Source organism: Variovorax sp. Root434 (assembly GCF_001426595.1).
GTDB lineage: Bacteria > Pseudomonadota > Gammaproteobacteria > Burkholderiales > Burkholderiaceae_C > Variovorax.
Genome location: NZ_LMEK01000007.1, coordinates 16177 through 39834 on the forward strand (window position 1 = coordinate 16177; position 23658 = coordinate 39834).

General features: G+C 65.3%; 22 protein-coding genes. 6 read left to right on the forward strand and 16 right to left on the reverse strand.

Annotation, left to right across the window (positions count from 1 at the left end; translation table 11 throughout):
* Positions 1 to 11: 11 nt before the first annotated feature.
* From ASD05_RS08655 to ASD05_RS08730, 16 genes are all read right to left on the reverse strand, one after another.
* A complete protein-coding gene (locus ASD05_RS08655; RefSeq protein ID WP_056590483.1) occupies positions 12 to 1028 on the reverse strand; it encodes an NADP-dependent oxidoreductase in 1017 nt (338 codons plus the stop codon).
* Between the two features lie 28 nt (positions 1029 to 1056).
* Positions 1057 to 1524: a PaaI family thioesterase gene (locus ASD05_RS08660; protein ID WP_007832732.1), complete on the reverse strand. Its 468-nt coding sequence runs from the start codon at positions 1522 to 1524 to the stop codon at positions 1057 to 1059.
* A 1-nt stretch (position 1525) separates the two neighbouring features.
* Positions 1526 to 2323, reverse strand: coding sequence for an SDR family oxidoreductase (locus ASD05_RS08665; protein ID WP_056590485.1), 798 nt, complete (start codon positions 2321 to 2323; stop codon positions 1526 to 1528).
* A gap of 141 nt (positions 2324 to 2464) precedes the next feature.
* Complete coding sequence (locus ASD05_RS08670) at positions 2465 to 2767, reverse strand: Dabb family protein (RefSeq protein WP_056590488.1); 303 nt, start codon at positions 2765 to 2767, stop codon at positions 2465 to 2467.
* Positions 2768 to 2778: 11 nt separating this feature from the next.
* Positions 2779 to 3045 (reverse strand): hypothetical protein, encoded by a 267-nt coding sequence (locus ASD05_RS08675; protein WP_056590491.1) that lies wholly within the window; start codon positions 3043 to 3045, stop codon positions 2779 to 2781.
* Positions 3045 to 4898, reverse strand: coding sequence for an acyl-CoA dehydrogenase (locus tag ASD05_RS08680; protein ID WP_056590494.1), 1854 nt, complete (start codon positions 4896 to 4898; stop codon positions 3045 to 3047). The genes ASD05_RS08675 and ASD05_RS08680 overlap by 1 nt, the downstream gene beginning before the upstream one ends.
* 137 nt (positions 4899 to 5035) lie before the next feature.
* Positions 5036 to 6211: an acetyl-CoA C-acyltransferase gene (locus ASD05_RS08685; protein WP_056590497.1), complete on the reverse strand. Its 1176-nt coding sequence runs from the start codon at positions 6209 to 6211 to the stop codon at positions 5036 to 5038.
* 46 nt (positions 6212 to 6257) lie between these two features.
* A complete protein-coding gene (locus ASD05_RS08690) occupies positions 6258 to 7733 on the reverse strand; it encodes a M20 family peptidase (RefSeq protein ID WP_056590500.1) in 1476 nt (491 codons plus the stop codon).
* Positions 7734 to 7758: 25 nt separating this feature from the next.
* A complete protein-coding gene (locus ASD05_RS08695; RefSeq protein WP_056590503.1) occupies positions 7759 to 9864 on the reverse strand; it encodes a 3-hydroxyacyl-CoA dehydrogenase NAD-binding domain-containing protein in 2106 nt (701 codons plus the stop codon).
* Positions 9865 to 10103: 239 nt separating this feature from the next.
* The gene (locus ASD05_RS08700) at positions 10104 to 10799 is read right to left on the reverse strand and encodes an ABC transporter ATP-binding protein (RefSeq protein WP_056590506.1); all 696 of its coding nucleotides are present in this window, start codon (positions 10797 to 10799) and stop codon (positions 10104 to 10106) included.
* 206 nt (positions 10800 to 11005) lie between these two features.
* Positions 11006 to 11845, reverse strand: a complete 840-nt coding sequence (locus ASD05_RS08705) for an ABC transporter ATP-binding protein (protein WP_235507911.1) — start codon at positions 11843 to 11845, stop codon at positions 11006 to 11008.
* Entirely contained in the window at positions 11842 to 13179 is a 1338-nt protein-coding gene (locus ASD05_RS08710) for a branched-chain amino acid ABC transporter permease (protein ID WP_056590509.1), read from the reverse strand. The genes ASD05_RS08705 and ASD05_RS08710 overlap by 4 nt, the downstream gene beginning before the upstream one ends.
* A 4-nt stretch (positions 13180 to 13183) precedes the next feature.
* Complete coding sequence (locus tag ASD05_RS08715; protein WP_056590513.1) at positions 13184 to 14137, reverse strand: branched-chain amino acid ABC transporter permease; 954 nt, start codon at positions 14135 to 14137, stop codon at positions 13184 to 13186.
* An 80-nt stretch (positions 14138 to 14217) separates the two neighbouring features.
* On the reverse strand, positions 14218 to 15450 hold the full coding sequence (locus ASD05_RS08720; RefSeq protein ID WP_056590516.1) for a branched-chain amino acid ABC transporter substrate-binding protein: 1233 nt from the start codon (positions 15448 to 15450) through the stop codon (positions 14218 to 14220).
* A gap of 199 nt (positions 15451 to 15649) precedes the next feature.
* Positions 15650 to 16879: a branched-chain amino acid ABC transporter substrate-binding protein gene (locus ASD05_RS08725; RefSeq protein WP_056590519.1), complete on the reverse strand. Its 1230-nt coding sequence runs from the start codon at positions 16877 to 16879 to the stop codon at positions 15650 to 15652.
* Between the two features lie 140 nt (positions 16880 to 17019).
* On the reverse strand, positions 17020 to 18663 hold the full coding sequence (locus ASD05_RS08730; protein ID WP_056590523.1) for a 3-(methylthio)propionyl-CoA ligase: 1644 nt from the start codon (positions 18661 to 18663) through the stop codon (positions 17020 to 17022).
* Between the two features lie 231 nt (positions 18664 to 18894).
* Between ASD05_RS08730 and ASD05_RS08735 the strand changes: the two genes are divergently transcribed.
* The 6 genes from ASD05_RS08735 to ASD05_RS08760 all read left to right on the forward strand — a co-directional run bounded on the left by ASD05_RS08735 (position 18895) and on the right by ASD05_RS08760 (position 23594).
* Complete coding sequence (locus ASD05_RS08735; protein WP_082572019.1) at positions 18895 to 19974, forward strand: AraC family transcriptional regulator; 1080 nt, start codon at positions 18895 to 18897, stop codon at positions 19972 to 19974.
* Between the two features lie 63 nt (positions 19975 to 20037).
* A complete protein-coding gene (locus ASD05_RS08740) occupies positions 20038 to 21519 on the forward strand; it encodes a protein adenylyltransferase SelO (protein ID WP_056590526.1) in 1482 nt (493 codons plus the stop codon).
* Positions 21516 to 21926, forward strand: coding sequence for a peptide-methionine (R)-S-oxide reductase MsrB (msrB, locus tag ASD05_RS08745; protein WP_007837799.1), 411 nt, complete (start codon positions 21516 to 21518; stop codon positions 21924 to 21926). The genes ASD05_RS08740 and msrB overlap by 4 nt, the downstream gene beginning before the upstream one ends.
* Positions 21923 to 22465, forward strand: coding sequence for a septation protein A (locus tag ASD05_RS08750; RefSeq protein WP_007837800.1), 543 nt, complete (start codon positions 21923 to 21925; stop codon positions 22463 to 22465). Before msrB ends, ASD05_RS08750 begins: the two co-directional genes overlap by 4 nt.
* The gene (locus tag ASD05_RS08755; RefSeq protein WP_056590529.1) at positions 22465 to 22737 is read left to right on the forward strand and encodes a BolA family protein; all 273 of its coding nucleotides are present in this window, start codon (positions 22465 to 22467) and stop codon (positions 22735 to 22737) included. Before ASD05_RS08750 ends, ASD05_RS08755 begins: the two co-directional genes overlap by 1 nt.
* A 71-nt stretch (positions 22738 to 22808) precedes the next feature.
* A complete protein-coding gene (locus ASD05_RS08760; protein ID WP_056590532.1) occupies positions 22809 to 23594 on the forward strand; it encodes a peptidylprolyl isomerase in 786 nt (261 codons plus the stop codon).
* Positions 23595 to 23658: the final 64 nt, after the last annotated feature.

Genomic DNA, 23658 nt, shown 5'->3' on the forward strand with positions numbered 1-23658 from the left:
ATCGGGGGCAATCAGATCAGCTTGACCAGTTGCTTGCCGAAGTTCCGGCCCTTGAGCAGGCCCAGGAAGGCTTCAGGCGCAGCTTCGATGCCCTGCGCGATCGACTCGCGTGGCTTGAGCTTGCCGGTGCCAACCAGTGTGCCCAGCTCCGTCAGCGCCTCGGGCCACACTTCCATGTGCTCGCTGACGATGAAGCCTTCGATCTTCATGCGGTTGATGAGGATCAGCGCGGGGTTTGCCAGCGGCAACGGCTGGCCATCGTAGCCAGCGATCATTCCGCACAACGCCACGCGGGCGAAGGCGTTGGCGCGCAGCAGCACGGCGTCGAAGATGTAGCCGCCGACGTTCTCGAAGTAGCCGTCGATACCGTTCGGGCAAGCTTCCTTGAGCGCGGCGCTCATGGTCTTCACGTCGGGGTGCACGCGGTAGTCGATGCAGGCGTCGAAACCAAGCTCGTCGGTCACGTACTTGCACTTGTCGGGGCCGCCGGCAATGCCGACCACGCGGCAGCCGCGCGCCTTGGCCAGCGCACCGAAGGCGCTGCCGACCGCGCCGCTGGCGGCGGTGATGACCACCGTTTCACCGGCCTTGGGCGCAATGATCTTCACCAGTCCGTACCAGGCGGTAACGCCGGGCATGCCGACCGCGCCGAGGTAGTGCGACAGCGGCACATGCGTGGTGTCGACCTTCTTCAGCGCGCCGGGCTGCGAGGCGTCGACCACGCTGTATTCCTGCCAGCCGCCGAAGCCGACCACCTTGTCGCCCACGGCATACCGGGGGTGCTTGCTTTCGACCACTTCGCCGACGGTGCCGCCCTGCATGGTCTGGCCCAGCGGTTGCGGCTGCGCGTAGCTCTTCGAGTCGTTCATGCGCCCGCGCATGTACGGGTCGAGGCTCATGTAGTGGTGGCGCACGAGCACCTGGTTGTCCGCGAGCGCGGGGGTCTCGGCGGTCACGAGCTTGAAGTTGCCCGCCACGGCTTCGCCGTCAGGGCGGTTGTCGAGATGGATCTGCTTGTTGGTAGGCATGAAAAAAGTCTCCGGGAATGTGGTCGTGTCAGTCGGTCGATGGCGGTCGCATCTCGTTGACGCTCGAGGGGCCGGTAGGCAGCCGGCGCTTCACGTACTTGAAGGTGCCGGTGGCGTGGGCGCAAACGCGCTCCTGTTCGTCGTAGATTTTGGCCTCGGTGAAAGCCAGCGTCGCCGTCCGGTGAATGAGCGTGCCGCGCGCGTGCAGCGGGCCCACTGAAGGCTGCATGAAGCTGGTCTTCATCTCGATGGTGACCACGCCGGTCTCGGGCGCCACGCTGCGCGCTGCGGCCGCCATGGTGATGTCGAGCAGCGTCATGCAGGCGCCGCCGTGCGTCACGTCGAAAGTGTTCAGGTGCTCGGGCTTGGCGGTGTAGCAGATCTCGGACTCGCCGCCCTCGAACTTCGTCAGAGAAAAGCCCAGGTGGCGCGCGAACGGAATCTGGCTCGTGTACGAGCGGATGTTGATGTCGCTGGAATCGGAAGAAGAAGACATGTCAGGCAGCACCCAGCACGACGCTCACGCCGCCGTCGACAGCCAGCCATTGGCCGGTGATGTGCTTGCCGGCATCGCTCGCGTAAAGCAGCGTCAGGCCCTTCAGGTCTTCGTCGTCGCCCAGGCGGCCGAGCGGCGCCTGCGCGGCCATCTTCTCTTCGCCCAGCGACTTGATGAGGCCGGCCGCCATCTTCGTCATGAAGAAGCCCGGGCAGATCGCGTTCACGGTGATGTTGTACCTGCCCCATTCGGCAGCCAGCGTGCGCGTGAAGCCGATCACCGCGGTCTTCGAGGTGTTGTAGGCCAGCGTCTGCATCTCGGGCGGGTTGCCGTTCAGCCCGGCGATCGAGGCGATGTTGATGATGCGGCCGGTCTTCTTCGGGATCATGTAGCCGTTGGCGATCTGCTGCGACAGGATGAAGTAGCCGCGCACGTTGAGATTCATCACCTTGTCCCAGGCCTCGACCGGGTGGCTCTCGGCCGGCGCGCCCCAGCTGGCGCCCGCGTTGTTGATGAGGATGTCGACCGCGCCCATGCGCTGCAGCGTCTCGTCGGCCAGGCGGCGGGTGTCTTCTTCCTTCGAGCAGTCGGCGGCGATCCAGCGCGCGTCGATGCCCGCGGCCTGCAGTTCGGCGGCGGCCTGCTCCAGGTCGTCGGCCTTGCGCGAACTCAGCATGATCTTCGCGCCGGCTTCGCCCAATGCGTGTGCCATCTGCAGGCCCAGGCCGCGCGAGCCACCGGTGATGAGGGCGGTCTTGCCGGTGAGGTCGAAGAGTTGCTGGGTGGTGCGTGCGGTCATGGTGCGGTGTCTCCGTTAGGCGTTGGATTTGTCTTTGTCAGTCCGGGAAATGCCGCGGAACCGGCTTTGCCGGGCCGCAGGCGTTTTCCCCTGCAAGGGGGTTGGCGAAGCGACACGAAGTGCGCGCAGCCTGGGGGTGAGTCAAACCATGTAGTCCATGCATTGGCGGGCTTCGCGCACTGCGCCGATGAAGGGCTTCAACGCCACGTGCTGCGGGTGATCCGCATAGGCCGCAAGCGCGGCAGCGTCGGTGAATTCCGAGTACAGGATCAGGTCGTAGGTGGCTTCGAGCCCGGGTTGGGCAATGGCCACCTCGAAGCGCAGCGTGCCGGGCGACAGCTTGGCGCAGGCGTCGAGCAAGGCCTTGGCTTTCAACAGGTTGGTCGCCTTGTCGGTGCCTTCGGCGTGTTCCTTGAACTTCCACATCACGATGTGCTTGAGCATGGTGGGCCTCGTTACTTGCTGGTGGGGTTGTCGTTGGGCAGGCGCGAGCGCACGTAGATCAGCGCAAAGCCGATCAGCGCCACGACGCCGCCAGGCACGGCGATGGACCAGCCCAGCGCGGCGTCGGTGCGGCCGGTGGCGATGCCCACGATCACGACGAACAGGCCGCCGTAGATCAGGATCCAGATCCACTTCTCGAGCCGCGCGTGCGGCTTGGGAGGCTTGACGGAAGGGGTGTTGTTGCTGGGGTTGGCGTTCGGCGAATTGGTAGTGGCCATCAAAAGGCGTCCTCGGGCAAAGCGGTACAGGTCGGGTCGCGGGTTTCGACCACGTTGAGCCATGCGCCGATTTTCGGCAGCTCGTAGTGGAAGAAGTAGTCCGTGGCGCCGATCTTGCCAGCTGTTACCGCCCTCGCCTTTTCCGCGTCGATCTGCAGGGCCTTCAGGGCCACGTCGAGCCAGATCCAGGCCAGTACCGTGTGGCCGAAAGCCTGCATGTACGGCACCGCATTGGCCAGCGCATCGGCCGGGTCGCCGGTGGACCAGGCGGCCTCGGTGGCGCTGCCGATGCGCTGCAGCGCGGCGCCCAGCGCCTCGGCGTGCGCCGCCAGCGCCGGCACCTTGGCCGCTCGGACGATGGTGTCTGCCATGCGCCCGGCCAGCAGCTGCAGGCCGCGGCCCTTCTCCATCAGCACCTTGCGGCCCAGCAGGTCGGCGGCCTGGATGCCGTGGGTGCCCTCGTGGATCATGTTCAGGCGGTTGTCGCGCCAGTACTGCTCCACCGGAAAGTCGCGCGTATAGCCGTAGCCGCCGTGCACCTGGATGGCCAGCGAATTGGCCTCCAGGCACCACTCGCTGGGCCAGCTCTTGGCGATGGGCGTGAGCACTTCGAGCAGCAGGCGGGCGTCGTCGGCAGCCTGTGCATCGCCGGTCTTCTGCTCGTCGACCAGCCGGGCGCAGTACAGCTCCAGCGCCAGCGCGCCTTCGCAGTACGCCTTCTGGGCGAGCAGCATGCGGCGCACGTCGGCGTGCTCGATGATGCGCACCTGCGGCGCGGCCGAGTCTTTCGCAACCGCGGCGCCGGCGGCGTCCGGCTTCTTCACCAGGCGGCCCTGCGGCCGGCTCCTGGCGTATTCGAGCGAGGCGTGGTAGCCCGCCATGCCCAGCATGGTGGCCGCCGTGCCGACGCCGATGCGCGCCTCGTTCATCATGTGGAACATGCAGTGCAGGCCCTTGCCGGGTTCGCCGACGAGGTAGCCCACCGCGCCGGCCTTGCCGCCGACCGGGTACTTGCCCTCGCCGAAGTTCAGCAGCGTGTTGGTGGTGCCGCGCCAGCCCAGCTTGTGGTTGAGGCCCGCGAGCGCCACGTCGTTGCGCTCGCCCGTGAGTTCGCCCTGCGTGTCCACCATGCGCTTGGGCACGATGAACAGCGAGATACCGCGCGTGCCGGGCACCAGCTTGCCGTTCTCGTCCGGGATCTTGGCCAGCACGATGTGCACGATGTTCTCGGTCAGCTCGTGGTCGCCCGCCGAGATCCACATCTTGTTGCCCGTGAGGCGGTAGCGCGGGCCCAGCGGATCTTGTTGAAAGTCGTCGCCGTCGGGCACGGCGCGCGTGGCCACGTCGCTCAGCGACGAACCTGCCTGCGGTTCCGACAGGCACATGGTGCCGGCCCAGCGTCCGGAAAATTCATTCTTCGCGAACACCTCTTTCTGCATCTCGGTGCCGTGCACCATCAGCAGGTTGGCGTTGCCGCTCGTGAGCATGTTGGAGCCGATGCTCACCGAGGCCATCGCGAAGAAGCTGTTGGCCGCCGCCTGCATCGTGTAGGGCAGCTGCATGCCGCCGATGTCGTAGTCCTGCGCCGCGCTCATCATTCCCGATTCGACGAAGGCCTTGTGCGCGTCGTGCGTGGCCTGCGGCAGGATGACCTTCTCGCCGTCGAAATGCGGCTCCTGCGTGTCCACCGTCCGGTTGAACGGCGCGTACTTCTCGCGCGCGATGCGCTCGCAGGTGTCGAGCACCGCGTCGAAGGTTTCGCGCGAGTGGTCGGCGAAGCGTTCACGCTGGTTGAGCGACTCGGCGTCGAGCCAGTCGTAGAGCAGGAAGTCGAGGGTGGGACGAAGGCTCATGGCTGGATCTCGGTGTGAATGAACGCGCGGGTTCTGCGCCAGGAACACCGCGGAACCGGCTCAGCCGGGCCGCTGGTGTTGCCCCCGGAAGGGGGTGGGCGGAGGCGACACGCAGTGCGCCGCAGCCTGGGGGAGAGTCAAATGATTTCGAACACGCCCGCGGCACCCATGCCGCCGCCAATGCACATCGTGACCACGACCTTCTTCGCGCCACGGCGCTTGCCTTCGATGAGCGCGTGGCCCGTCAGGCGCTGGCCGCTCACGCCGTAGGGGTGGCCCACGGCGATGGCGCCGCCGTCAACGTTCAGGCGGTCGGCCGGAATGCCGAGCTTGTCGCGGCAATAGATCACCTGCACGGCGAAGGCTTCGTTCAACTCCCACAGGTCGATGTCGTTGACCGTGAGGCCCAGGCGCTTGAGCACCTTCGGGATCGCGAAGACGGGGCCGATGCCCATTTCGTCGGGCTCGCAGCCAGCCACGGCAAAGCCGAGGAAGCGGCCGAGCGGCTTCAGGCCCTTCTGCTGCGCGTACTTCTCGTCGACCACCACGCAGGCGCCGCCGCCGTCCGAGAACTGGCTGGCGTTGCCGGCCGAGATCAGGCCGCCAGGCATGGCCGAGCGGATGCCGCTGATGCCTTCCTTGGTGGTGCCCGGGCGGATGCCTTCGTCGTTCTCGACGGTGACTTCCTTGGTGCGCAGGCCCATCACGGGGTCGGCCACGCCAGCCAGCACGGTGATGGGGGCGATCTCGTCCTTGAAGCGGCCGGCTTCCAGCGCGGCGGTGGCCTTCTGCTGGCTGGCGGCGCCGTATTCGTCCATGGCGTCGCGGCCGATGTTGTAGCGCTTGGCGACCTGCTCGGCCGTCTGCAGCATGTTCCAGTAGATCTCGGGCTTGTGCTTCACGAGCCACGGGTCGGCCAGCATGTGCTTGTTGGCTTCGTTCTGCACGCACGAGATGCTCTCGACGCCGCCGGCCACGTACACGTCGCCCTCGCCCGCGATGATGCGCTGGGCGGCGGTGGCGATGGTCTGCAGGCCCGAGGAGCAGAAGCGGTTGATGGTCATGCCCGAGGTGGTGATCGGCAGGCCGGCGCGCAGCGCGATCTGGCGCGCGATGTTGGAGCCGGTCGCGCCTTCGGGCGTGGCACAGCCCATGATGACGTCATCGACCGAGGCGGGGTCGATGCCGGCGCGCTGCACGGCGTGCTGCACCGCGTGGCCGCCGAGCGTGGCGCCGTGCGTCATGTTGAAGGCACCCTTCCAGCTCTTCGCGAGCGGCGTGCGGGCGGTGGAAACGATGACGGCGCTGGTCATGGTGAGGTCCTTTGAAGCAGATGGAAGGAAAAAGAGAGAGCTGTCGTCATTGCGCCGGAGCAGCGTTGGTGTTGCTCAGGAGCTGGTGATAGAAGCCGATCATCTCGCCGTAGTTCGAGATGGCCAGGCGTTCGTTGTTGCCGTGGAAGCGGGCCAGGTCTTCGCTCTTCACGCGGAACGGCGAAAAGCGGAAGACGGCATCGCTCACGAGACTGAAGTGGCGCGAGTCGGTGGCAGCGGTCATGAGGCCGGGGGCCACCACCGCATCGGGAAAGCTCTGGCGCACGGCCTGCTGGATCGCGCGGTAGCCGGTGCTGTCGGTCGGCGACACCGGCGACGGCTCGGAGTTGCCCGGGTAGGCCTTGATCTTGATGTCGTCGTTGCCCAGCGCCTTGCGCAGGTGCGCCTCGGTGCTGGCCAAGGTGTCGCCCGGCAGCACGCGGAAGTTGACGGCGGCCTCGGCGCGGCCGGGCAGCACGTTGTCCTTGTTGCCGGCGCGAACGATGGTCAGCGCGGTGGTGGTGCGCAGCATGGCGTTGCTGCTCGGGCTCTTCTCGAGCTGGCCGCGCACCAGCGGCTCGGTGAGCCACAGGTTGGACAGCATCACGCGGTTGACGCCGCTCATTTCGGGCGCCAGCGCGCCGAACATCTGGCCGGCCACGCCGCGGATGCCGCCGGGCATCGGATTGGCCTCGAGCCGCGCGAGCGCCGCGCTCATGCTGCCGATCGCGCTGTGCTGCGGCGGCATCGACGAATGGCCGGGCGCGGTGTCAAGCGACAGGAAGAATGTGCCGTAGCCCTTCTCCGCCAGGCCGATGAGCGCTGCGGGCTTGCTCAGGCCCGGCAGCACGCCGTCGAGCACGAGCAGGCCTTCGTCGAGCACCCAGTCCAGGCGCACGTTGCGCGACTTGAGCAGTTCGGCAATGGGCAGCGCGCCGCGCAGTCCGCTCACCTCTTCGTCGTCGCCCATCACGAGGTAGACGGTCTGCCTGGGCTTGAAGCCGGCACCGATGAGCAGCTCGACGGCTTCCATCTGCGCGAACAGGTTGCTCTTGTCGTCGAGCGTGCCGCGGCCCCAGACGAAGCCGTCCTTGATCTCGCCGGCGAACGGGTCGACCGTCCACGCCTTCTCGGTGCCCGGTGCGATGGGCACCATGTCCTGGTGCGCCATCAGCGCGATGGGCCTGGCGCTCGGGTCGGTGCCGGCCCAGGTGTAGAGCAGCGCCTTGTTGCCGACCACTTCCTTCTTGAGAGTGGCATGCACCTTGGGGAACTGCTGTTCGAGGAATGCGTGCAGCTTGTCGAACTCGGCCGCGTTGGCGGCCGGGTCGTCCAGGCTCGACACCGTGCGGAACGTGATCGCCGTGGACAGCCGCTTGGCGGCCGCCTGCAGGTCGATGTTCAGCTTCGGCGCGGGCGCCACCGCCAGCTGCTGCGATGGCGTGGTCCAGGTCTTGACCGCCACGGCGGCTGCCAGCAGGACGATTGCCAGCAGCAGCCCGAGGAAGATGCGTTTCAACATGAGCGGTCTTGACCCCTGTTCAGTTTCAGCTGAACTGCTTGCCTTCGGCAACGAGCTTCTGGATCAGCGGCGCGGGCTGCCAGAACTCGCCGTCGTCGCGCGGGTTCTTCGCGAAGCGCTTCATCGTCTCGGCCACGTTGTAGAGGCCGACCTGCGATGCGTAGTGCATCGGGCCGCCGCGCCAGATCGGGAAGCCGTAGCCCGTGAGGTACACCATGTCGATGTCGCCCGACTTCGAGGCAATGCCGTCTTCGAGGATGTGCGCGCCTTCGTTGACCAGGGCGAACACCAGGCGCTGCACGATCTCTTCATCGGAAATCTTGCGCGGCGTGATGCCCAGTTCCTTGCGGTGGTCCTCGATCATCTTGTTGACGAGCTCGGACGGAATCGCGTCGCGCTTGCCGGCCTGGTAGTCGTACCACCCTGCCCCGGTCTTCTGGCCGAAGCGGCCCAGTTCGCAGAGCTTGTCGGCCGTGCCGCTGTACTTCATGTCGGCGCGCTCGACGGCACGGCGCTTGCGGATCGCCCAGCCGATGTCGTTGCCTGCGAGGTCGCCCATGCGGAACGGACCCATGGCAAAGCCGAACTTCTCGACGGCCTTGTCGACCTGCTGCGGCGTGGCGCCTTCGTCCAGCAGAAAGCCGGCCTGGCGGCTGTACTGCTCGATCATGCGGTTGCCGATGAAGCCGTCGCACACGCCCGAAACCACCGAGGTCTTCTTGATCTTCTTGCCGATGGCCATGACCGTGGCGAGCACGTCCTTGGCGGTGGCCTTGCCACGCACCACTTCGAGCAGCTTCATCACGTTGGCCGGGCTGAAGAAGTGCATGCCGACCACGTCCTGCGGACGCTCGGTGAACGATGCGATCTTGTCGACGTCGAGCGTGGAGGTGTTCGATGCCAGGATTGCACCCTTCTTGGCGACGCGGTCCAGTTCCTTGAAGACCTTTTCCTTCACGCCGATTTCTTCGAACACAGCCTCGATGATGAGGTCGGCGTCCTTCAGGTCGTCGTAGCTCAGCGTGGTGCTCAGGAGCGCCATGCGCTGCTCGTACTTGTCCTGCTTGAGCTTGCCTTTCTTGACCTGGGCTTCGTAGTTCTTCTTGATGGTGGCGACGCCGCGGTCGAGCGCCTCCTGCTTCATCTCGAGAATCTTCACGGGGATGCCCGCGTTCAGGAAGTTCATCGAGATGCCGCCGCCCATGGTGCCGGCGCCGATCACGCCCACGGCCTTGATCTCGCGCTTGGGCGTGTCTTCGGGCACGTCGGGGATCTTGCTCGCGGCGCGCTCGGCCATGAACAGGTGGCGCAGGGCCAGCGATTCGGGCGTGAACATCAGCGAGGTGAAGATGCGACGTTCTTCGGCCATGCCGGCGTCGAACTTCATCTTGGTGGCGGCCTGCACGGCGTCCACGCATTGCAGCGGCGCGGGGTAGTTCTTCGACATGCCGCCGACCATGTTCTTGGCGAACTGGAAGTAGGCGTCGCCCTGCGGGTGCTTGCACGGCAGGTTGCGCACCAGCGGCAGTGCGTCGCCGGTCTTGCCGGCCACGCTCTTGGCGAAAGCCACGGCTTCGTCGAACACAGACTCAGGCGAGTCGGCCAGCTTGTCGAACAGCTTCTGGCCGGGCAGGCTCGCGAGCAGTTCGCTCTTCACGGGTTCGCCGCCGACGATCATGTTCAGTGCGGTTTCCACGCCCAACACGCGCGGCAGGCGCTGCGTGCCGCCAGCGCCCGGGATCAGGCCGAGCTTGACTTCGGGCAGCGCGATGCTGGTGCCCGGTGCGGCCACACGATAGTGGCAACCCAGGGCCAGCTCGAGGCCGCCGCCCATGCACACCGAATGGATGGCCGCGACGATGGGCTTGGCCGAGGCTTCGAGCGCGAGGATCACGCTCAGCAAGTTGGGCTCCTGCAGCGCCTTGGGCGTGCCGAATTCCTTGATGTCCGCGCCGCCCGAGAACGCCTTGCCGGCGCCGGTGATGACGATGGCCTTGACGGCGTCGTCGGCGTTGGCCTTCGACAGGCCATCGGTGATGCCGATGCGCGTCGAGAAGCCGAGACCGTTGACCGGAGGGTTGGTCATGGTGATCACGGCGACATCGCCGAGCACTTTGTATTCAGCCGTCATGCTGCGTTCCTTGGTGTGAGAAGAAAAAGAAGAAAAAGCACGAGTGTTCTTTTTCGGGGGATTCTAGGCGTTTCGCGCGACCTAACAATGGCTCGCAGTCGCTGTAGAGACAAGGCCTTCCATGAGGAGGGCAGGACTTTCGGGAAACACCGCGGAACCGGCTTTGCCGGGCCGCAGGTGTTGCCCCCTGCAAGGGGGTTGGCGCAGCGACGCGAAGTGCGCGAAGCCTGGGGGTTTGCCTAAACCTCCAACCACTCTTTGCGAGTTGTCGCGTCAGCGCGCAGGCTGTCGGGCGTGCCGTCGAACACGATGCTGCCGTGGCCCATGACGAGCGCGCGGTCGGAGATCTGCATCGCGATGGTGAGCTTCTGCTCGATCAGCAGCACCGAGATGCCCTTGTCCTTCAGCGTGCGCAGGTACTGCCCCACCAGCTCGACGATCTTGGGCGCCAGGCCCTCGGTCGGCTCGTCGATGATGATGAGGTCGGGGTCGCCCATCAGCGTGCGGCACAGCGTGAGCATCTGCTGCTCGCCGCCGGAGAGCACGCCGGCCTCGGTGTGCTGGCGTTCCTTCAGGCGAGGGAACATGCCGTACATGTCGTCGAACGACCAGCGGCTGCCCTTGCCCGAGCCCTTCTGCCCCAGCAGCAGGTTCTGGTGCACCGTGAGCTTGGGGAAGATGTCGCGGTTCTCGGGCACGTAGCCGATGCCGAAGTGCGCGATCTCGTAGGCCTTTCGGCGCAGGATGTCCTGCCCCTTCCAGTGCAGGTCGCCTTCGGCGTGCACCAGGCCCATGATGGCCTTGGCGGTGGTCGAGCGGCCCGAGCCGTTGCGGCCCAGCAGCGCGACGATTTCGCCGGGGTTCACGTCGAAGGAAACGCCATGCAGCACATGGCTCTTGCCGTAGTAGGCGTGGATGTCGTGAAGCTTCAGCATGTCAGTTGGCTCGCGGCGCGTTGTGTTGCGGGTTGCTGGTGTTCGAGCGCTCTTGTTCAGGGCGTGTGCACAGGCCACCGGGTGCTCCCCTCCGCGAATGTCCCCCGGCTTCGCCTCCTCCTTTATTTCGCTGCGGGGAGCACCCGATGCCCTGTGCACGATGGGCACTCTGCTTGTGCCGGCAGTTCAACCGCTCTGCTGAACGATCACGCCGATGGGGTGCCTTGCGCAGCGAAATAAAGGAGGAGGCCGAAGGCCGGGGGACATTCGCGGAGCAAGGTACCCCGTCGGCGTGATCGTGCGACCGAAGACCCCAGATAGGCCTCCTGCACCCGCGCATTGGCGCGAACGGCGGCCGGCGTGTCGAAGGCAATGACTTCGCCATACACCACCACCGCGATCTTGTCGGCCAGTCCGAACACCACGCCCATGTCGTGCTCCACCGTCAGCAGCGTCTTGCCGACAGTCACGTACTTGATGAGCGAGATGAAATGCGAAGTCTCGGTCTTGCTCATGCCGGCCGTGGGTTCGTCCAGCAGGATCACGCTGGCGCCGCCCGCGATGGTCACGCCGATCTCCAGTGCGCGCTGCTCGGCGTAGGTGAGGTTCACCGCGTGCACGTCGCGCTTCTTCTCCAGGCCGATCTGCTTGATGAGTTCCTCGGTGCGCTCGTTGGCATCGTCGAGGTTCGAGAGGAAGCGCAGGAAGGTGTACTTGTAGCCCAGGCTCCACAGCACACCGCAGCGCAAGTTCTCGAAGACCGTGAGCTTCGGAAAGATGTTGGTGATCTGGAAGCTGCGCGACAGCCCGAGCCGGTTGATCTCGTAGGGCTGCTTGCCGTCGATGCGCTGGCCGTTGAGCAGCACCTCGCCGCTGGTGGGCGCGAGCCGACCGCTGATCAGGTTGAACAGCGTGGACTTGCCCGCACCGTTCGGCCCGATGATGGCGATGCGCTCGCCCGCCGTCACGGCCAGGTCGACGCCACGAATGATGTCGGTCTTGCCGAAGCTCTTGCGCAGGTTCTTGAGCTCGAGTGAATAGGTCATGCCGTCTCCCGCCGCTTGATCTCGGCTTCGATTTCTTCCTGCGCGTGGCCCCAGAGCTTCGCGAAGCGCCGGCGGAACACCTCGAACACACCCAGTCCCACCGCCAGCAAGGCCATCGCGACGACCCAGCTCGTGGCCGATGAGGTGTCGAGTTGCAGGCCCGCGAACGGCACCATGGGCCCGAGCGCCGCGTTGAGCTGCATGTGATAGATCATCTCGACAATGGCCGCCGCGCCCGCGAGCATGATGGCCGCACCGACGAACAGGCCCACGTACAGCAGGTAGAAGCGCTTGATCTTGCCGAACAGCGCCACGCGCACGTTCATCATGATCAGGCTGGCCACGCCGCCCGGCGCGAACATCACCATCAGCAGGAACACCAGGCCCACATACAGCAGCCAGGCCTTGCTGAGTTCCGACAGCAGCACCAGCGCGAACACCAGCAGCGCCGCGCCGATGATCGGCCCGAAGAAGAAGGTCGCGCCGCCGAGGAAGGTGAACAGCAGGTAGCTGCCCGAGCGCAGCCCGTTCAGGCTGTCGGCCGCGTTCACGATCTCGAAGTTGATGGCCGCCAGCCCGCCGCCGATGCCCGCGAAGAAGCCCGCGATGATGAAGGCGTAGTAGCGCACGCGCTGCGTGTTGTAGCCAATGAACTCCACGCGCTCGGGGTTGTCGCGCACCGCGTTCAGCATGCGCCCGAGCGGCGTGCCGGTGAAGGCGAACATCAGCCCGGTGCAGATGAAGCAATACACGGCGATCAAGTAGTACACCTGGTTCTGCGGCCCGAAGTTGATGCCGAAGAACGAGGCGCCGTACACGCGGTTGGTGGTGATGCCGCCCTCGCCGCCGAAGAAACTCGGGAACATCAGCGCCATGGCGGCCACCAGTTCGCCGAGGCCAAGCGTGATCATCGCGAAGGTGGTGCCCGACTTCTTGGTCGACACATAGCCGAACACCATGGCGAAGAACATGCCGCCGAGGCCGCCCACGAGCGGAATGAACACCAGCGGAATCGGCAGCTTGCCGGCACCGGCCAGGTTCATCGCGTGGATGGCGATGAAGGAGCCCAGGCCCACGTACACGGCGTGTCCGAAGCTGAGCATGCCACCCTGCCCCAGCAGCATGTTGTAGCTCAGGCAGATGATGATGAGATAGCCGATCTGCGACAGCATGGTCAGCGCCAGGCTGCTGGTGAAGATCATCGGCGCCACGATCAGCAGCAGCGCGAAGAACGACCAGATCAGGATGCGGCCGATGTTCAGCGGCTTGAAGCGGTAGTACCGGGTCGGCGCCTTGGCCGAAGCGGTTGGTGTGGTTGTCGTTGCGGTGTTCATGGCGTCAGTCCTCCCGCGTTCCGAGAAGACCCTTGGGCCTGAAGATGAGGATCAGCACCAGGAACAGGTACGGAAGAATGGGCGCCACCTGCGAGATGGTGAGCTTCAGCAGCTCGTAGCCGAAGGTCTGGTCGCTCACTGCCACGCCAAAGGCCTGCAAGCCGGTCGCGAGCGACTGGTCCATGGCCACGGCGAAGGTCTGCACGATGCCGATGATCAGCGAGGCCAGGAAGGCACCCGCCAGCGACCCCATGCCGCCGACCACCACCACCACGAAGATGATGGAGCCGACCGAACCCGCCATGGCAGGCTCGGTGACGTAGGTGTTGCCGCCGACCACGCCCGCGAGGCCCGCCAGCGCGGCGCCGCCGCCGAACACCAGCATGAACACGCGCGGCACGTTGTGGCCCAGCGCCTCGACCATGTCGGGGTGCTTCAGCGCCGCCTGGATGACCAGGCCGATGCGCGTGCGCGTGAGCAGCAGCCACACCGACACCAGCATCAGCACCGCCACCAGCATGATGAATGAGCGTGACTTGGGAAACTGCGTGCCGTAGAGCGTGAAGAGCGGCCCCTGCAGCGCCGACGGCAGGCCGTACGGCACCGTGGAGCGGCCCCACACCAGTTGCACCAGTTCGAGGATGAGGTACGAAAGGCCGAAGGTCACCAGCAGCTCGGGCACGTGGCCGAACTTGTGGACCCGGCGCAGGCAGTAGCGCTCGAAGGCCGCACCCAGCGCGAACACCAGCAGCGGCGCGATGAAGAGCGCAGGCCAGAAGCCGACGATGTTCGACAGCGTGTAGGCGAAGTAGGCGCCCAGCATGTAGAAACTGGCGTGCGCGAAATTGAGCACGCCCATCATGCTGAAGATCAGCGTGAGGCCGGAGCTCAGCATGAACAACAGCAAGCCGTAGCTCACGCCGTTGAGCAGCGAGATGACGAAGAATTCGACGTTCATCGGTCTTTCGTGTCAGGTGAAAAAAGAAAAAGGCCCGAGTGTTGAAGTCGGGCCTCGACCGCTTTGGCGCGTTCCCGTACTCAGGAGGGACGCTTCATCTGGCACGAGGTCGGCGTGCTGGCCACGTAGGCGTCGTAGAACTTCACGGGCGCCAGCGTGTAGCCGGTGTTCTCCGGGCTGTACGGATACTTGGTGCTGGCCTTCTCCCATTTGCTGATGTACAGGCCCTGCTGCGCCTGGTGGTCGGTCTTGCGCAGCTCGATCTCGCCGTTGAAGCTCTTGAACTTCAGCCCTTCCATCGCGGCCGCCACCTTGACGGGGTCGGTCGACTTGGTCTTCACGAAGGCTTCAGTCAGGGCCTGGAACACGGTGTAGATGTCGCTGGTGTAGAGGTCGTCGTTGAACTTCTTCTTGAACTCTTCGGCGTACTTCTGCATGTCGCCGCCCATGTTGTAGTGGGCATAGCTGACCTGGTACACCTTGCCGTCGGACGCGGCGCCCATGGCGGTCGGCGTGCCGGTGGTCACGGCGTAGTAGGTGTAGAACTTGACGTTCAGGCCCGAATCGTTGGCCGACTTGATCAGCAGCGCGAGGTCGGAGCCCCAGTTGCCGGTGATGACGGTGTCGGCGCCCGAGGCCTTGATCTTGGCGACGTAGGGCGCGAAGTCGCGCACCTGGGCCAGCGGGTGCAGGTCGTCGCCGACGATCTGGATGTCCGGGCGCTTGTGCTTCAGGTCTTCCTTGGCGAACTTGGAAACCTGCTGGCCATGCGCGTAGTTCTGGTTGAGCAGGTAGACCTTCTTGATCTCCGGCTGATCCTTCATGTAGGTGGTCAGCGCTTCCATCTTCATCGACGTGTCGGCGTCGAAGCGGTACTGCCAGTAGCTGCACTTGCTGTTGGTCAGGTCGGGGTCGACGGCCGCGTAGTTGAGGTACAGCGCTTCCTTGCCGGGATTGCGCGCGTTGTTCTTCTCGAGCGCATCGATGATGGCCAGTGCGGGGCCGGAGCCGTTGCCCTGCACGATGTAGCGTGCGCCCTGGTCGAGGGCCGAGCGCAGTGCGCTGGTGGTTTCCTGTGGGCTGAGCTTGTTGTCGATGCCGATGATCTCGAACTTCACGCCCGCCGCGTTCTTCTTGTTGAATTCTTCGGCGAAGAACTGGAAGGTCTTGAGCTGGTTCGTACCGACCGCAGCCATGAGGCCCGACAGCGGGTCGAGCCATGCGATCTTGACGGTTTCACCCTTCTGGGCAAGGGCGCCGGTGGCGGTTGCCGCGATGACGGCTGCGGCGGCGATTTTCAGAGCGAAATTCAATCTATATCTCCTGGTCAAACCGATTCGAAACGCCGCACGAGAGTACAAGCGTTTGCAGCCCCTCCCCTCAGGGAATGCCCGTAAGAGGGGTGCCGCAAAGGCCCGTTTCTATCGCGCATGCGACACCGCGTTTCCCCAAGCTGCTACCCATGGGTAGACATCTGCTACCCGCGGGTAGGAAACGCGCTCGCAAAGACGCTCAGGGGCGCTTCATCTGGCAGGTGGTGGGCGTGCTCGCCACGTACGACTCGTAGTACTTCACGGGAACATTCGTGTAGCCGGTGTTCTCCGCGTCGTAGGGGTACTTGGCGCTTGCCTTTTCCCAGCGCGAGATGTACAGGCCCTGCTGCAGTTGGTGGTCGGCCTTGCGCACCTCGACCTCGCCGTTGAAGCTCTTGATCTTCATGCCCTCCAGCGCCGCGGCCACCTTGACGGGGTCGGTCGACTTGGTGGCAACGAAGGCAGCGTCGAGCAGCGCGAACACGTGATAGATCGACGGCTGCGTGAGGTCGTCGTTCATCCGCTTCTTGTAGCCGGCGAGCAGCTTCTGGATCTCGCCGCCCATGTTGTAGTGGGCGTAGGCGACGGTGTAGACCTTGCCGTCCGAGGTGGCGCCCATCGCCGTGGGCGTGCCGGCGCCCGGCGCGTAGTAGGTCAGGAACTTGACGTTCAGGCCCGAGTCGTTGGCGGCCTTGATGAGCAGCGACAGGTCGGAGCCCCAGTTGCCGGTGATGACGGTGTCGGCGCCCGAGGCCTTGATCTTGGCGATATAGGGAGAGAAGTCGCGCACCTGCGCAAGCGGATGCAGGTCGTCGCCCACGATCTGGATGTCGGGGCGCTTGACCTTCAGGTCTTCCTTGGCGAACTTGGAAACCTGCACGCCGTGGGCGTAGTTCTGGCCGAGGATGTAGACCTTCTTGATGTCCGGCTGGTCCTTCATCCAGGTGGTGAGCGCCTCCATCTTCATGGAGGTGTCGGCGTCGAGCCGGAAGTGCCAGTAGCTGCACTTGCTGTTGGTCAGGTCGGGGTCGACGGCCGCGTAGTTCATGTACAGCAGCTCCTTGCCCGGATTGCGCGCGTTGTTCTTCTCGATGGCGTCGATGATCGCGAGCGCGGGGCCGGAGCCGTTGCCCTGCATGATGTAGCGCGCGCCCTGGTCTTGCGCCGAGCGCAGCGCGGCGGTGGTTTCCTGCGGGCTGAGCTTGTTGTCGAGCGCGATGATCTCGAACTTCACGCCCGACTGGTTCTTCTTGTTGAACTCTTCGGCAAGGAATTGCGTGGTCTTGAGCTGGTTGGTGCCGACCGCGGCCATGAGGCCGGAAAGCGGGTCGAGCCAGGCGATCTTGACCGTCTCGCCCTTCTGGGCGAATGCGGCAGTCAGGCTCACCAACATTGCACAGGCAGCTACTGACTTGATAGCAAATTGCATGAAGAGTCTCCAGTTTGTAAGGCGGAGTGCCAGCCTACAAGCGCCCTTTTTTTCGCCGCACAGGGATTGCCCGCAAGCCTGGCCGCCGAGGCGGCATTCCTATCGCCTGCGCGACAGCGCGGCAGGGCTCGCGCAGGTCTTCAAAGGGTCGGCAGCTTGTAGTCCTTGAGCAGTTCGCGCAGCCTGGTCTTCAAAATCTTGCCGGTGGCGCCGATGGGGATGGCTTCGACGAACACCACGTCGTCCGGGATCTGCCACTTGGCGGTCTTGCCCTCATAGAACTTCAGCAGTTCCTCGCGCGTGACTTCGGCGTTGGGCTTCTTCACGACCGCGATGATCGGCCGTTCGTCCCACTTGGGATGGAACACGCCGATGCACGCGGCCATGGCCACGGCCGGGTGCGCAACGGCGATGTTCTCGATCTCGATGGAGCTGATCCACTCGCCGCCGGACTTGATCACGTCCTTGCTGCGGTCGGTGATCTGCAGGTAGCCCTCGGCGTCGATGGTGGCGACGTCGCCCGTGGGGAACCAGCCGCGATTGCGCGCATCGGGGATGAGCGGGTTGCCGCCCTCGCCCTTGAAGTATTCCTTGACGATCCACGGGCCCTTGACCAGCAGGTCGCCGTAGGCCTTGCCGTCCCACGGCAGCTCGTTGCCGTCGCCATCGACGATCTTCATGTCGACGCCGAAAATGGCACGGCCCTGCTTCATGCGGATCTGCAGCTGCGCGTCGGCCGGCAACGACAGGTGCTTGTTCTTGAGGGTGCACAGCGTGCCCAGCGGGCTCATCTCGGTCATGCCCCAGGCGTGCAGCACCTCGACGTCGTAGATGTCCTGGAACGCCCTGATCATGGCCGGAGGGCAGGCCGAGCCGCCGATGACGGTGCGGTTGAGCTTCGAGAACTTCAGGCCGTTCGCCTGCATGTGGCCCAGCATCATCTGCCACACGGTGGGCACGCCGGCCGCGAAGGTCACGCCTTCGGATTCGATCAGCTCGTACACGGACTTGCCATCCAGCGCCGGGCCGGGAAACACGATCTTGCAGCCCACCAGCGCGGCCGAATACGGAATGCCCCAGGCGTTGACGTGGAACATCGGCACCACCGGCAGCACCGAGTCGCGCGCCGACAGGCGCATCACGTCCGGCAGGGCCGCGGCATAGGCATGCAGCATGGTCGAGCGGTGGCTGTAGAGCGCGGCCTTCGGATTGCCCGTGGTGCCGCTCGTGTAGCACATGCTCGACGCGGAGTTCTCGTCGAAGGTCGGCCATTCGTAGTCGGTGGACTGCGCGCCCATCCAGCCCTCGTAGCTCACGAGGTTGGGAATCCCGCTGTCGGCGGGCAGCTTGTCGGCATCACAGAGTGCAATCCATTTCCGGATCGTGGGGCACTTGGCATGCACCGCCTGCACCAGCGGAAGGAAGCTCAGGTCGAAGCACAGGATCTGGTCTTCGGCATGGTTGGCGATCCACGCGATCTGGTCGGGGTGCAGGCGCGGGTTGATGGTGTGCAGCACGCGGCCACTGCCGCTGACGCCGTAGTAGAGCTCCAGATGGCGGTAGCCGTTCCAGGCCAGAGTGGCGATGCGGTCGCTGAACAGCAGCTGCTCGCCGTCCAGCGCATTGGCCACCTGCCGGGCACGCGATGCGATACCGCCCCACGTCGTGCGGTGGATGTCGCCCTCGACCCTGCGCGAGACGATTTCGCCGTCGCCGTTGTGGCGCTCGGCAAACTCGATCAGCGACGAGATCAAAAGCGGTTGGTCTTGCATCAAACCCAGCATCTACGGACTCCTGAAAGAAATGACTTCATGAACTTGCGGACAACGGATTCACGCAAGCTTCGGCGACTTTCACAATGACACAAACCCGCACTGCGGAATCTGGCCTCGAATTCCCGGCCTGGTGCGCGACCCCGCATACTTCCGGCCGCCGAGCACGCGGAAAATTCTAGGAACCGGCGCCGTTTTCACCCCTATCGCAAGGAAGCCAAACGAATGACTTCAGGAGCCTCCGTGCCGCACCGCCAGCGCGGGCCGCAACGCCGGCCGGCCGGCATCCCGCAACCGGAGCTGCGCACCAGCTCGGCCGCGTGGCTCGAAGGCGTGCTCTCGATGTTCGAGGCCGAGGGGCTGGACGTGCCCTCGCTGCTGCGCGACGCCGGCTTCGATCCCGATTCGCTGCACCGGCAGAACACACGCATCCCGGTCGACGAGGTCACGGTGATGTGGCAGCTCGCGGTAGCCCGCGCCGGCAAGCCCACGCTGGGCCTGCGACGCGAGCTGGCCGCCACGCACAGCAAGCTGGGAACGGTGGGGCATGCGATGTCGTGCAGCGCCACGCTCGGGGCGGCGCTCGCGCGGCTGGCGCGCTACATGGCGGTGATCTCGGATGCGACCGGCTTCTCGCTGCACCCTGAGCCGCGCGGCTGCTGGCTGTCCATGGAACACACCGGCGGCAGCCTGCCGATTCCGCGCCAGCGCGTCGAATACGCCCTGCTGACCACGCTGATGCAGTGCCAGTGGCTCACGCGGCGCGAACTGCAGCCGCTGGCAATGGAGTTCGTCTACCCCGCGCCGGCCAGCGACCGGCTGCACCGGGAGGCCTTCGGCTGCGAGGTGCGCTTCAATGCAGCGGCCAACCGCCTGCTGCTGTCGAGCGCCGACATGGCGATTCCGCTGCCCACCTACCACGAGACGCTCGGCGAGATGCAGGAGCATCTGCTGGACGAGCAACTCGACCTGCTGGGCCGGGCCACCACCAGCAGCCTGGTGTGCGCCGAGATCGCGCGCCGGCTCCAGCACGGCGAGCCGCGCCGGCAGGACGTGGCCTCGGGTCTGGGCCTGGCCGAGCGCACGCTGCAGCGGCGGCTGCAGGAGGAGTCGGTGTCGTTCCAGTCGCTGCTCGACCGCACCCGTCGCGAGCTGGCGCAGCAGTACCTCGCCGACGACCGCCACACATTGACCGAAGTAGCCGACAGGCTGGGCTTCGTCGACAGCAGCAACTTTTTTCGCGCCTGCAAGCGCTGGTTCGGCGTGCCGCCGGCGCAATACCGGGCGCGCATCTGGGACGGGCCTGCCGCACTCGCGGCCTGAGGGCGCGCGGGCCGCGATGGCCCGTTCGGCAAGGGGTTACGCGCTGTGCCGGACAATCCGGGCATGAGCTTGCTTGCTGAAGACACCGAGGTCGCGGACCTGGGGTTGCGCTGGAAACCCGGTTTCGCCGCCTTGGGCCCGGCATTTTTCACTGAACTGAGGCCGACGCCCCTGCCCGATCCGTACTGGGTGGGCCGCAGCGAAGCCGTAGCACGCGAACTCGGGCTACCGGCCGGCTGGCATTCGTCGGACGGCACGCTCGCCGCCCTGACCGGCAACCTGCCCGTCGCCGGCACCCGACCCTTCGCGACGGTCTACAGCGGCCACCAGTTCGGCGTGTGGGCAGGCCAGCTCGGCGACGGGCGTGCGATCTCGATCGGCGAGACCGAAGGCGGGCTCGAAGTGCAGCTGAAGGGCGCGGGCCGCACGCCTTACTCGCGCGGCGGCGACGGCCGCGCGGTGCTGCGCTCCAGCATCCGGGAGTTTCTCTGCAGCGAGGCCATGCACGGCCTCGGCATCCCGACCACCCGCGCGCTGTGCGTGACGGGCTCCGACGCCCGCGTGTACCGCGAAGAGCCGGAAAGCGCGGCCGTCGTGACCCGCGTCGCACCGAGCTTCATCCGCTTCGGCCACTTCGAGCACTTCGCGGCCAACCAGCGCGAAGATGAGTTGCGCGCGCTGGCCGACTACGTCATCGACCGCTACTACCCGGCCTGCCGCACCACCGGGCGCTTCAACGGCAACGCGTATGCCGCCTTCCTCGAAGCCGTGAGCGAGCGCACCGCCGCCCTGCTCGCCCGATGGCAGGCCGTGGGCTTCTGCCACGGGGTGATGAACACCGACAACATGAGCATCCTCGGGCTCACCATCGACTACGGCCCGTTCCAGTTCCTCGATGGCTTCGACCCGCGCCACATCTGCAACCACAGTGACACCAGCGGGCGCTACGCCTTCAACCAGCAGCCCAACGTGGCCTACTGGAACCTGTTCTGCCTCGCGCAGGCGCTGCTGCCGCTGATCGGCGACCAGGAAGTCGCGGTGGCCGCCCTGGAGTCGTACAAGACCGCGTTCCCGAACGAGTTCGAGGGCCGCATGCGCGCCAAGCTCGGACTCGCGAGCCCGGCCGAAGGCGACCGCGCGCTGATCGAAGGCGTGCTCAAGCTGCTGGCCGCCGGCAAGGTCGACTACACGATCTTCTGGCGCCGGCTCTCGAACCACATGGCCGACGGCAACGTCGAGCCGGTGCGCGACCTGTTCCTGGACCGCGAGGGCTTCGATGCGTGGCTGCTAGCGTTTTCAGAGCGCCATACGACCGCTGGACGCACGCAAGCCGCCGATCTGATGCTCAAATCCAACCCCAGGTTCGTGCTGCGCAACCACCTGGGGCAGCAAGCGATCGAAGCAAGTCAGCAAAAAGACCACTCGGCTGTGGCAACCTTGCTGGCTGTGCTCGAGACCCCATTTGAAGAACATCCCGACGCCGACGCACTCGCCGGCTTCCCGCCCGACTGGGCCTCCACGATCGAAATCAGCTGCTCATCATGACCACTCCCGTACAGAAAACCGACGCCGAATGGAAAGCCCTGCTCGCTGAAAAAGGCGCCGAGCCCGCGGCCTTCGAGGTGACGCGCCACGCGGCCACCGAACGCCCCTTCACCGGCAAGTACGAAGCGCACTGGGACGACGGCACCTACCACTGCGTGTGCTGCGGCGCCAAGCTGTTCGAGTCATCGACCAAGTTCGATGCCGGCTGCGGCTGGCCCAGCTTCTCCGAAGAAGCGGTGCCCGGCGCCATCAGGAACATCGTCGACCGATCGCACGGCATGGTGCGCACCGAGAACGTGTGCGCCAATTGCGGCGCCCACCTGGGCCACGTGTTCCCCGACGGCCCGACCGAAACCGGCCTGCGCTACTGCATGAACTCGGCGTCGCTCGACTTCCATAAAAAATGAAACTGCTCCTCGACTTCTTCCCCATCCTCCTGTTCTTCGGCGCCTACAAGCTCGCCGACATCTACACCGCCACCGGCGTGCTCATGGCCGCCACCGTGGTGCAGATGGCCATCATCTATGCCATGGAGCGCAAGCTGCAGGCGATGCAGAAGGCCACGCTGGTGCTGATCCTGCTGTTCGGCACGCTCACACTGGTGCTGCACGACGACCGCTTCATCAAGTGGAAGCCTACGGTGTTGTACGGCGCGATGGCCATCGCGCTGGCGGTGGCGCTCTGGGCGCTGAAGAAGAACTTCCTGAAGATGCTGCTGGGCTCGCAGCTCGAGCTGCCCGACCGCATCTGGGGCCGGCTCAACGTGGCGTGGATCGGCTACTGCCTCTTCATGGCGCTGATCAACGGCTACGTGGCGGCGTACTTCACGACCGAGGCCTGGGTCAACTTCAAGCTCTGGGGCTATGTGTTCCCGATCGTCTTCCTGGTGGCGCAGGGTCTCTACATCGCGCCGCACATCAAGGGCGACGACAAGCCGACCGCCTGATGCGCACCGACTCCCTCCCCACCGCCGCCGACCTCGAAGCCGCACTGCGCGAGGCGCTGGCCCCGACGCAGCTCGAAGTAATCGACGAAAGCAGCGCCCACGCGGGCCACGCCGGTGCCAATGCGCAAGGACGAGGCAGCCATTTCCGAGTGCGCATCGCCTCGCCGCTGTTCGCCGGAAAGCCCCGCGTGGCGCGGCATCGGCTTGTGTATGATGCCCTCCAGGTTTTTATCGCGCAGGGCCTTCACGCCATCGCCATCGAGGTGCTTTGAGCCCTCTGTCCGCTTTCTTTCACGCGCCTATTCCTACACGCGCATTTCTTGTCCAGCCTGATATTCATTTCATGAAAAAACACATCTTGCAGGCCGTTGCGGCCGCAGCGTTGATCGGTGCCATTCCGGTGGCGGCTCTGGCGCAGAACGCAGCCATCGTGAACGGCAAGCCGGTGCCCAAGGCACGCATGGACGTTCTGGCGCAGCAGCTGGCCGCCGCAGGACGCCCGGTGACGCCCGAGATGCAGAGCCAGCTGCGTGAGGAAATCGTGGCGCGCGAAGTGTTCATGCAGGAAGCCCAGAAGCAAGGCCTGGACGCCAGCGAGGACTACAAGAATCAGCTCGAACTCGCCCGCCAGGCCATCCTGATCCGCGCGCTGTTCGAGAACTACCGCAAGACCAACCCCATCTCGGACGCCGACGTGAAGGCCGAGTACGACAAGTTCGTTGCTGCCAACGGCGGCAAGGAATACAAGGCGCGCCACATCCTGGTCGAGACCGAAGACCAGGCCAAGAAGATCATGGCCGACCTGAAGAAGGGCGCCAAGTTCGAAGACATCGCCAAGAAGCAGAGCAAGGACCCGGGCTCGGGCGCCAACGGCGGCGACCTCGACTGGGCCAACCCCGCAGGCTTCGTTCCCGAGTTCTCGGAAGCGATGATCAAGCTCAAGAAGGGCGAGACCACCCCCGCTCCGATCAAGACCCAGTTCGGCTGGCACATCATCCGCGTCGACGACATCCGCCAGGCCCAGCTGCCGAAGCTGGAAGAGGTGAAGCCGCAGATCACGCAGCAGCTGCAGCAGCAACGCCTGCAGAAGTACCAGGAAGAACTGCGCGCGAAGGCAAAAGTCGAGTAAGCCTCAGACTTTCTCTTTCATAAAAAAACGGCCCTCGGGCCGTTTTTTTATGGGCCGCCGAAGC

What these genes read in the sequence shown, in the direction of transcription:
- ASD05_RS08760 (WP_056590532.1), top strand. Translation starts at nt 22,809, where the DNA reads ATGAAAAAACACATCTTGCAGGCCGTTGCGGCCGCAGCGTTGATCGGT.
- ASD05_RS08695 (WP_056590503.1), bottom strand. Translation starts at nt 9,864, where the DNA reads ATGACGGCTGAATACAAAGTGCTCGGCGATGTCGCCGTGATCACCATG.
- ASD05_RS08670 (WP_056590488.1), bottom strand. Translation starts at nt 2,767, where the DNA reads ATGCTCAAGCACATCGTGATGTGGAAGTTCAAGGAACACGCCGAAGGC.
- ASD05_RS08690 (WP_056590500.1), bottom strand. Translation starts at nt 7,733, where the DNA reads ATGTTGAAACGCATCTTCCTCGGGCTGCTGCTGGCAATCGTCCTGCTG.
- ASD05_RS08685 (WP_056590497.1), bottom strand. Translation starts at nt 6,211, where the DNA reads ATGACCAGCGCCGTCATCGTTTCCACCGCCCGCACGCCGCTCGCGAAG.
- ASD05_RS08710 (WP_056590509.1), bottom strand. Translation starts at nt 13,179, where the DNA reads ATGAACACCGCAACGACAACCACACCAACCGCTTCGGCCAAGGCGCCG.
- ASD05_RS08665 (WP_056590485.1), bottom strand. Translation starts at nt 2,323, where the DNA reads ATGACCGCACGCACCACCCAGCAACTCTTCGACCTCACCGGCAAGACC.
- ASD05_RS08700 (WP_056590506.1), bottom strand. Translation starts at nt 10,799, where the DNA reads ATGCTGAAGCTTCACGACATCCACGCCTACTACGGCAAGAGCCATGTG.
- ASD05_RS08715 (WP_056590513.1), bottom strand. Translation starts at nt 14,137, where the DNA reads ATGAACGTCGAATTCTTCGTCATCTCGCTGCTCAACGGCGTGAGCTAC.
- ASD05_RS08750 (WP_007837800.1), top strand. Translation starts at nt 21,923, where the DNA reads ATGAAACTGCTCCTCGACTTCTTCCCCATCCTCCTGTTCTTCGGCGCC.
- ASD05_RS08680 (WP_056590494.1), bottom strand. Translation starts at nt 4,898, where the DNA reads ATGAGCCTTCGTCCCACCCTCGACTTCCTGCTCTACGACTGGCTCGAC.
- ASD05_RS08730 (WP_056590523.1), bottom strand. Translation starts at nt 18,663, where the DNA reads ATGCTGGGTTTGATGCAAGACCAACCGCTTTTGATCTCGTCGCTGATC.
- ASD05_RS08705 (WP_235507911.1), bottom strand. Translation starts at nt 11,845, where the DNA reads ATGACCTATTCACTCGAGCTCAAGAACCTGCGCAAGAGCTTCGGCAAG.
- ASD05_RS08660 (WP_007832732.1), bottom strand. Translation starts at nt 1,524, where the DNA reads ATGTCTTCTTCTTCCGATTCCAGCGACATCAACATCCGCTCGTACACG.
- ASD05_RS08655 (WP_056590483.1), bottom strand. Translation starts at nt 1,028, where the DNA reads ATGCCTACCAACAAGCAGATCCATCTCGACAACCGCCCTGACGGCGAA.
- ASD05_RS08755 (WP_056590529.1), top strand. Translation starts at nt 22,465, where the DNA reads ATGCGCACCGACTCCCTCCCCACCGCCGCCGACCTCGAAGCCGCACTG.
- ASD05_RS08675 (WP_056590491.1), bottom strand. Translation starts at nt 3,045, where the DNA reads ATGGCCACTACCAATTCGCCGAACGCCAACCCCAGCAACAACACCCCT.
- msrB (WP_007837799.1), top strand. Translation starts at nt 21,516, where the DNA reads ATGACCACTCCCGTACAGAAAACCGACGCCGAATGGAAAGCCCTGCTC.
- ASD05_RS08725 (WP_056590519.1), bottom strand. Translation starts at nt 16,879, where the DNA reads ATGCAATTTGCTATCAAGTCAGTAGCTGCCTGTGCAATGTTGGTGAGC.
- ASD05_RS08740 (WP_056590526.1), top strand. Translation starts at nt 20,038, where the DNA reads ATGAGCTTGCTTGCTGAAGACACCGAGGTCGCGGACCTGGGGTTGCGC.